Origin of the sequence: Cetobacterium sp., from assembly GCF_048470075.1 — a bacterium.
GTDB lineage: Bacteria > Fusobacteriota > Fusobacteriia > Fusobacteriales > Fusobacteriaceae > Cetobacterium_A.
Genome location: NZ_DBGBQB010000015.1, coordinates 1 through 6,927, shown reverse-complemented (window position 1 = coordinate 6,927; position 6,927 = coordinate 1). Strand labels below are relative to the sequence as shown.

Sequence of the window (6,927 nt, the reverse complement as noted above, 5' to 3'; positions counted from 1 at the left end):
GATGACAATGCGGTGAGCATAGTTGGCGGATGTTGTGGAACTGAGTTTAATCATATAAAAAAAATGAGAGAGATTATAGATAAAATAATGTAAAAGAGGTAGATTCAATCTACCTCTTTTAATATTATTTGTGTACTACTCGTGTACTATCACTATGCAATTTTATATAAATCTATATAAGTTTAAATATCATAAACTATTTAAAACTAAGGTTTAGTAAAGTTATGATAAGTTATAAACATGTATGGTGTACCTGACGAGAGTTGAACTCATGACCTACTCCTTAGGAGGGAGTTGCTCTATCCAGCTGAGCTACAGATACACGCTACATTTTGAATGTAACATATAAAAATAAAAAAGTCAAGATAAAAAAATAGGCTAATATCAAGTTTTTTTACTCAGGAAAAAAAGTATGTTATTAGTTTTTTTTATGTGCTTGACATTGGTTTTATACATCCTGTATAATTAACAATATGTTTCATATAATTACAATTTTGGAGGGGTTTTATGAAGAAGGTTTCTGTTTTATTAGGGGCATTAGCTCTTACAACAATGGCATCAGCAGCACCAACAAAAATTGGAGTGACAGTTTATCGTTATGATGATAACTTCATGTCTACAGTTAGACAAAGAATTGAAGAGGTTGCAAAAAATGATAAAAATGTCGAAGTATTAATGAACGATTCACAAAACGATCAATCTAAACAAAATGATCAGGTAGATGTTTTAATCGCTAAAGGAGTAGATGCGTTAGCAATTAACTTAGTTGATCCAGCAGCGGCTTCTACAATAATACAAAAAGCCAAGGCAGAAGATATTCCAGTTGTATTTTACAATAAAGAACCATCTAAAGCTGATATGGCTAGTTATGATAAAGCGTATTATGTAGGAACAGATTCTAAAGAATCAGGAGTTATTCAAGGAGAGGTTATTGCGAAACATTGGGCAGCAAATCCATCATGGGATCTAAATAAAGATGGAGTAATTCAATACGTATTGTTAAAAGGAGAGCCTGGACATCCAGATGCAGAAGCTAGAACAACATATGTAACAAAAACTTTAAATGAAAAGGGAATAAAAACTCAAGAGTTACATATGGATACTGGAATGTGGGATGCAGCAATGGCAAAGGATAAAATGGAAGCTTGGTTATCTGGACCAAATGGAGAGAAAATAGAGGTTGTTATAGCTAACAACGATGGAATGGCAATGGGAGCAGTTGAAGCATTAAAAGCTAATGGTAGAGCAAAAACTCCTGTATTTGGAGTGGATGCACTAGCGGAAGTGTTAGTAATGGTTGAAAATGGAGATATGGCAGGAACAGTACTTAATGATGGAATGAACCAAGGACAAGCGACATATGAGATTGCAAAGAACTTAGCTCAAGGAAAGAGCCCATCAGAGGGAACAAAATGGGAATTAAAAGATAAAATATTAAGAGTACCTTACGTAGGAGTAGATAAGGATAACTTAAAAGATTTTAAAAAGTAGTCTGTAGGGGAGGTATGAGCCTCCCCTTCTTTATAAAATATTGAGATTTTAAGGAGTGAGTATGGAAAAATATTTACTAGAAATGACAGAAGTATCAAAGTCTTTTCCAGGGGTAAAAGCTCTAGATAAGGTAAATTTAAAAATAAGACCTCATACAGTTCATGCATTGATGGGAGAGAATGGAGCAGGAAAATCAACTTTAATGAAGTGTCTATTTGGGATATATTCAAAAGATGAGGGAAAAGTTTTTTTAGATGGAAAAGAGGTAAACTTTGTTTCAGCAAAGGACGCTTTAGAAAATGGTGTATCTATGGTTCATCAGGAGTTAAACCAAGTTTTACAAAGAACAGTAATGGATAATGTTTGGTTAGGGAGATATCCTTTAAAGGGAATATTTGTAGATCATAAAAAGATGTATGAAGATACAAAGAAGATATTTAAAGAGTTAGAAATTGATGTGGATCCAAAAGCAAAGGTTTCAACACTGTCAGTATCCCAGATGCAAATGGTTGAAATAGCAAAGGCCTTTTCATATAATTCTAAAATAATAGTGATGGATGAGCCTACATCCTCTCTAACAGAGAAAGAGGTTGGACATCTTTTTAAGATCATCAAAAAACTTACAGATAGAGGTTGTGGAGTTGTTTACATATCTCATAAAATGGAAGAGATAAAAGAGATTTGTGATGATATAACTATTTTAAGAGATGGACAATGGGTAGCTACAACTAGTTTAGAGGGACTGTCAACAGATGAGATAATAAGCATGATGGTTGGAAGATCCTTGACACAGAGATTCCCTGAAAAAATAAATACTCCTCAAGAGGTAATTCTTAAGGTAGAAGATTTAACAGCTAAGAATCAACCATCTATAAAAAATATAAATTTTGAATTGAGAAGAGGAGAGATTCTGGGAGTTGCTGGTCTAGTTGGATCTAAAAGAACAGATATAGTTGAAACTATATTTGGAATTAGGGAGCGTGAGAGTGGAAGAGTAATAATCAATGGAAAAGAGATTGAAAATAGAAGTAGCTTAGAGGCTATAAAAAACGGATTCGCATTAGTAACAGAGGAGAGAAGAGCAACAGGTATTTTCCCACAACTTAACATTGAATTTAACTCTTTAATATCTAACATGACAAATTATGAGGGAAAAAATAAAATTTTAAACTCATCTAAAATGTATGGAGATACAAAGTGGGTTATCGATTCAATGAGAGTAAAAACACCAAATCAAAAGACTCCAATTGGAAACTTATCAGGAGGAAATCAACAAAAAGTAATAATAGGAAGATGGCTTTTAACAAGTCCAGATATATTGATGCTAGATGAACCTACAAGAGGAATAGATGTTGGAGCTAAATATGAGATATATCAATTGATGCTCGATTTAGCAAGTAAAGGAAAAGGAATAATTATGATATCCTCTGAAATGCCTGAACTTTTAGGTGTTACAGATAGAATTTTAGTTATGAGTAATGGAAGAGTGGCTGGAATAGTTGAAACAAAGGATACGAGCCAAGAAGAGATTTTAAAATTAGCATCACTATACTTATAAGGTACGGGAGGACAAAATGGAATTAAATAAAGAAGAGAAAAAACTGGGTTTTTTTAAGGGGAAAGATACAAAAAAACTTCTATTAGATGGAGGATTATACCTAGTATTATTAATACTTATAGCAGGAATAATAATAAAAGAACCATCTTTTTTAAGCTTTAGAAATATGAGAAATATATTGACGCAATCATCAGTTAGAACGATATTAGCTCTGGGAGTAGCGGGAATAATAGTTACTCAGGGAACAGACCTTTCAGTTGGAAGACAAGTTGGACTATCTGCAGTAATATCGGCAACTTTACTACAATCTATGGCCAATGTAAATAAGGTATTTCCACATTTAGAGACACTGCCTATTCCAGCGGTAATAGCAATAATCTGTATTATTGGAGCTTTTGTAGGTTTTTTAAATGGCTTTGTTGTAGCTTACTTAAATGTAACCCCTTTCGTTGCAACTTTGGGTTCTATGATTATAATATATGGTGCTAACTCTCTATACTACGACTATGTTGGAGCGTCCCCAATAGCTGGATTCTCTAAAGGGTTCACTAGCTTTGCTCAAGGTTTTTTTACAATAGCTGGATTTAGATTTAACTACTTAATAATATATGCAGCTTTAGCGGTCCTATTCATATGGATTTTATGGAATAAAACAACTTTTGGAAAAAATCTATTTGCTGTTGGAGGGAATCCTGAAGCAGCTAAAGTATCGGGAGTTAATGTAAAAAAGACACTGGTTTTAGTTTATACATTATCTGGAATATTCTATGCTTTTGGTGGAATGTTAGAGGCTGGAAGAGTTGGTAGTGCTACAAATAACCTTGGAAATATGTATGAGATGGATGCAATAGCAGCCTGTGTAGTTGGTGGAGTTTCATTTTCAGGAGGAGTAGGAACAGTTCCAGGTGTTTTAATAGGAGTTATTATATTTACAGTGATAAACTATGGATTGACATTTATTGGTGTAAATCCATATTGGCAATATATCATAAAAGGTTTGATTATTGTTATGGCTGTTGCTCTTGATACATTAAAATATGTGAAGAAAAAATAATTAAAAAGTTCTAGAGATTCGACTCTCTAGAACTTTTTTTAATCTATATATTTGATGGTTTCTTTTAATTCTAAACTTTTTTTAATATTGATAACTCTTTGATTTTTACTTCCACGCCACTTTAGATTTAAGTCTTTCTCCTCTATATGAAATTGCCCATCAACTAAGACATCACACAGTTCAATAAGGGATAAAAGTTTTGGATTTTTAATAATAACTTCCCAAGTAAATCCAGACCAAATCCAAATATCTTTTTTGGGAAAACTCTCTTTAAATCTCTTTATAAAAGCTACAAGAGGATCGATATTGGTAAGGTATGTAGGATCTCCTCCCAGCAGTGATAACCCTTTAATACTTTTATCATATTTTTTAAAGTAGTTTAAAATTTCATTTTCAATATCTTCAGTAAATGGAGAACCATAGTTTGGATCCCACGTATCTGAGTTAAAGCAATCCTTACAGTAATGAGAACATCCACTTACAAAAAGACTAACTCTAATACCTTCTCCATTAATCATATCTGTATATTTAATACCAGAATAATTCATAATCAATCTCCCATCATTTTACATGTGTTTAACTCTATTTATAACCTCTTTTTGTTTTCCTTTATTGAAAGGTCTTGAATCAGGTTGAGCCAAGTAACCACATACTCTTCTTATAACATTCATTTTAGTAGAATCATGATTTCCACATTGTGGACATTCAAATCCTCTTTCTGTTGCTAAAAATTCACCATTGAAGTTACAAATATGACACTTATCAACTGGCTGGTTTATACCCATATAGTGGATTCCAATTGATTGAGCATATTTTAAAACTTGATATACAGCTTCTAAGTTTTTCTTTAAAGAATCAGTTTCAATGTAACTAATATGTCCTCCAGCTGCCAAAGTATGTCCAGGAGCTTCCAATCTCAATTTTTCAAAAGGATTTATTTGAATCTTAGAAGAAACATGGAAAGAGTTATCATAGTACTCTTTATCTGTTATTCCCACAATTGGACCAAACTCTTTTAAATCTATTTGAGCAAATCTATCACAAAGTGATTCTGAAGGTGTTGAGTATAGAGCGAATCCTAAGTTAGTTTCCTCTTTAAACTCTTTAACCTTTTTAGATATATACTCTAAAACTTTAAATGTTTTTTCATATGAATTTTCATCTAGAGCGAAATTTTTTCCATAAAGAAGTTCAGACACTTCACTAAGACCGATATATCCGATAGATACTGTAGCGTAACCGCCCCAGATAAGGTCTTTAATTGTTTCTTTAGCATCTTTCTCAGCAAGAGCACCGGCCATCCATAGTATAGGAGCAATCTCTGCAGGAGTGTTCTCTAAATATTTAGCTCTAAATATGCTATTCTCTTTACAAAGATTTAAAATTTCATCTAGTTCCTTATAGAAACCAGCTTCATCACCTCTGTTTTTTATAGCTATTTTAGGTAGATTAATTGTAGTAGCTCCTATATTAAATCTACCTGAATATTTTTCATTTCCATCTTTATCCCACCAAGGTGAAAGGAATGCTCTACATCCCATAGGGTATACAACAGTACCGTTTTTAACCTGTTCTGGAGTTACAAATAGAATATCAGGATAAACAGATTTTGTCATACACTCAAATGCCAATTGAGATATATCCCAGTTTTGATCCTCAGGATTAAAGTTTAAACCATCACAAACAGCATAGACGATTTTAGGGAATATAGCAGTTTCTTTCTTTGCACCAAACCCCTCCATTCTAGTTTTAAATACAAATTTTTGAACTAATTTACCTTCCCAAGAAGTTTCAGTTCCTATTCCTATTGTAGTGAAAGGTGTTTGACCATTAACTGTGCTCAGTGAGTTTATCTCATATTCTAAGCCCTGCATAGACTGTTTAACAGACTCCTCTGTCATATCCACAGCATAGTCAAAGGCATTTGGATAGCTCTCTTTTAAAGCTAAATTAGCGTAGTTTATATCGCTTTTATTTAAAATAGATTCAATATCATTCTGTGATAATCTTTCTACGTATTTTAATCCTTTTGCAAAGTGCTTTTTAAAACTTTTAACAATATACGGAACTAATGCTCTATCAAGATAAGGGATAGAACATCCACCATAGGTATTAGAAGAAACAGAAGCTATAATTTGAACGATATGTCCAACTGCAACTTCCACAGAGTTAGGTTCTAACATTTTTGCATTACCAATATTGCAACCACCTTTTAACATCTGTTCAATATTAACTAACTCACAGTTTGTTTCTCTAAAAAGAAGATAATCCAAATCATGAATATGGATTCTTCCACTCTCATGAGCTTCTTTTAGGTGCTTAGGTAAGATTCTATTTAAGTAGTAATCTTTTGATGAGATACCAGCTAATAAATCTCTTTGAACAGAGATTGTTTTACCATCTTTGTTGGCATTTTCATTTAACATATCCTCATTTGAAGCATCTATTAATTCACCAATTTTTTTATAGATAACTTGCTCTTTTTTTCTAAGTTCATTTTTAACAGTACGATATTCTTGATAAGAAAGTGCAATATCTTTTTCAGAAGAACCCATAAGTTTTTTTACAACAATATCTTGGATCTCCTCAACATGCATCTTAGGAGTATCAAGATTCTCTATTTGAGACGCTATTTTCTCGATAAGATCTGCATTAACTGGTTTTTCTTTCTGATTGAAGGCCATAGTAATAGCTCTAACAATTCTATTTTTATCAAAGTTTACAGTTGATCCATCTCTTTTAATAACTTCTTTCAAAAAAATCACCCCATTTTTAATTTTTTTTCTTCAGACATTATACACATTTTTATATGATTCTACAAATG

Annotated in this window: 6 protein-coding genes and 1 tRNA gene; 4 read left to right on the top strand and 3 right to left on the bottom strand. The window is 32.5% G+C overall.

Translation table 11 applies throughout. From position 1 onward, the window contains the following. Positions 1–12: 12 nt before the first annotated feature. Positions 13–93: a homocysteine S-methyltransferase family protein gene (locus ACMOUI_RS00465; RefSeq protein WP_418963779.1), complete on the top strand. Its 81-nt coding sequence runs from the start codon at positions 13–15 to the stop codon at positions 91–93. A 152-nt stretch (positions 94–245) separates the two neighbouring features. Here ACMOUI_RS00465 and ACMOUI_RS00460 read toward each other — a convergent pair. After that, positions 246–322 (bottom strand) — tRNA-Arg (locus ACMOUI_RS00460). 185 nt (positions 323–507) lie between these two features. Here ACMOUI_RS00460 and mglB point away from each other — a divergent pair. The 3 genes from mglB to mglC all read left to right on the top strand — a co-directional run bounded on the left by mglB (position 508) and on the right by mglC (position 4,103). Continuing rightward, positions 508–1,491, top strand: a complete 984-nt coding sequence (gene mglB / locus ACMOUI_RS00455) for a galactose/glucose ABC transporter substrate-binding protein MglB (RefSeq protein ID WP_418963778.1) — start codon at positions 508–510, stop codon at positions 1,489–1,491. Positions 1,492–1,552: 61 nt separating this feature from the next. Continuing rightward, complete coding sequence (gene mglA, locus ACMOUI_RS00450) at positions 1,553–3,049, top strand: galactose/methyl galactoside ABC transporter ATP-binding protein MglA (protein ID WP_418963777.1); 1,497 nt, start codon at positions 1,553–1,555, stop codon at positions 3,047–3,049. A 16-nt stretch (positions 3,050–3,065) separates the two neighbouring features. Beyond that, the gene (gene mglC / locus ACMOUI_RS00445; RefSeq protein ID WP_418963776.1) at positions 3,066–4,103 is read left to right on the top strand and encodes a galactose/methyl galactoside ABC transporter permease MglC; all 1,038 of its coding nucleotides are present in this window, start codon (positions 3,066–3,068) and stop codon (positions 4,101–4,103) included. 38 nt (positions 4,104–4,141) lie between these two features. On the opposite strand, the gene nrdG is transcribed toward mglC, so the two are convergent. Then, entirely contained in the window at positions 4,142–4,651 is a 510-nt protein-coding gene (gene nrdG / locus ACMOUI_RS00440; protein ID WP_418963775.1) for an anaerobic ribonucleoside-triphosphate reductase activating protein, read from the bottom strand. Between the two features lie 18 nt (positions 4,652–4,669). Beyond that, the gene (nrdD, locus tag ACMOUI_RS00435) at positions 4,670–6,859 is read right to left on the bottom strand and encodes an anaerobic ribonucleoside-triphosphate reductase (RefSeq protein WP_418963774.1); all 2,190 of its coding nucleotides are present in this window, start codon (positions 6,857–6,859) and stop codon (positions 4,670–4,672) included. Positions 6,860–6,927: the final 68 nt, after the last annotated feature.

What these genes read in the sequence shown, in the direction of transcription:
- mglA (WP_418963777.1), top strand. Translation starts at nt 1,553, where the DNA reads ATGGAAAAATATTTACTAGAAATGACAGAAGTATCAAAGTCTTTTCCA.
- nrdG (WP_418963775.1), bottom strand. Translation starts at nt 4,651, where the DNA reads ATGAATTATTCTGGTATTAAATATACAGATATGATTAATGGAGAAGGT.
- mglB (WP_418963778.1), top strand. Translation starts at nt 508, where the DNA reads ATGAAGAAGGTTTCTGTTTTATTAGGGGCATTAGCTCTTACAACAATG.
- mglC (WP_418963776.1), top strand. Translation starts at nt 3,066, where the DNA reads ATGGAATTAAATAAAGAAGAGAAAAAACTGGGTTTTTTTAAGGGGAAA.